Source organism: Chelativorans composti (assembly GCF_039541695.1).
GTDB classification, from domain to species: domain Bacteria; phylum Pseudomonadota; class Alphaproteobacteria; order Rhizobiales; family Rhizobiaceae; genus Chelativorans; species Chelativorans composti.
The window spans coordinates 1-1,138 of record NZ_BAABGS010000028.1 but is presented as its reverse complement, the minus strand read 5'-3'; the positions used below and the strand labels follow the sequence as shown (position 1 = coordinate 1,138).

Below are 1,138 nucleotides of genomic sequence, written 5' to 3'. Positions count from 1 at the left end.
CGCGCGCTCGCGCACTTCAGGTGAATAGGTATTGCCGTTCCGTTTCGTCATGATGGCTCCTTAATCTCAAGAGGGGGAGCCTCCGGCAATCCCGGCGCGGTTCACTGCTCAAAATATGAGCTTCCGCGGTCGAATTTTTGGCGTTAGCTTATTCTGCCTGTGCTGGGTCCCCCAAAATTTCTTCACCGGCTGCTCTGCGCCGAAAGGTAGTCCCCTTGGCGCAGGGCGTTTATCCTCCTCAACCAACTTCAGAACCCACAGGTTATCTCGCAAAGGCCGGGGAGCTTGATGGTCTGGCTGAAGCGTCTCCGAGATGCTTAGCCACCAGCGGAACGTTGGACGAGTGACAATCTCGACTTCCACATCTTCGGAGGCTGCTTTCAGGCGGTTGCTCCCGTTTGAGGAACCCGACATTCGTGGATCTCCGACGACGCTGTTAACGAGTTGACCCTCTTTCTCAAGAGGACTGTCGTCTTGCCGATCTTTGGGGCCATTAACTGATTGATATAGATGCACATTTTGGGCGCAAGGATCAATTTCTGCCGATGTCTCTTGCCGATCTCTCCTGCCGTAGCGCCTGATTGGTGGGGAAGACGTCTGCTTCTAATCTCCGAAGCAAATGAAAGTTTGCAGTCCTAGCGGCTTGCGAAGCGCTCCAGAGAATCGAATTCCGAGGTCGATGATGTCCCGGGGCGTGGTGTAGCAGGATAGCGGCGGTCACCAGTGTTTTTCCGGTAGGGTCGGGTTGTTCAAGCTCAACCTGATGGAAAGTCCGCCGATGACCGACGATATGATGAACCTGCGCTCGCTCGTTGAGAAGAGTGCTGACGCAGATTTGCTGCGCGAGATGATCGGCTTTGCCGCCGAGAAGCTGATGGAACTGGAGGTCGGCGCGAAGACGGGTGCTGCCTATGGCGAGAAGAATGCCTTTCGGCTGGCCCAGCGCAACGGCTACCGCGACAGAGACTGGGAGACGCGGGCCGGAACAGTAGAACTTCGCATTCCGAAGCTCCGCACCGGCAGTTACTTCCCAAGCTTCCTGGAGCCGCGTCGCATGGCCGAAAAAGCCCTGACCGCGGTGATCCAGGAAGCCTACATCCAAGGTGTGTCGACCCGCTCGGTCGATGACCTGGTCAAG

At 56.7% G+C, this 1,138-nt stretch carries 1 protein-coding gene; it reads left to right on the top strand.

The annotated features are described in order from the left end of the window. Positions 1-778: 778 nt before the first annotated feature. Positions 779-1,138: transposase (locus ABD906_RS09815; RefSeq protein WP_345099246.1), on the top strand; the 360-nt coding region annotated here is incomplete at its 3' end.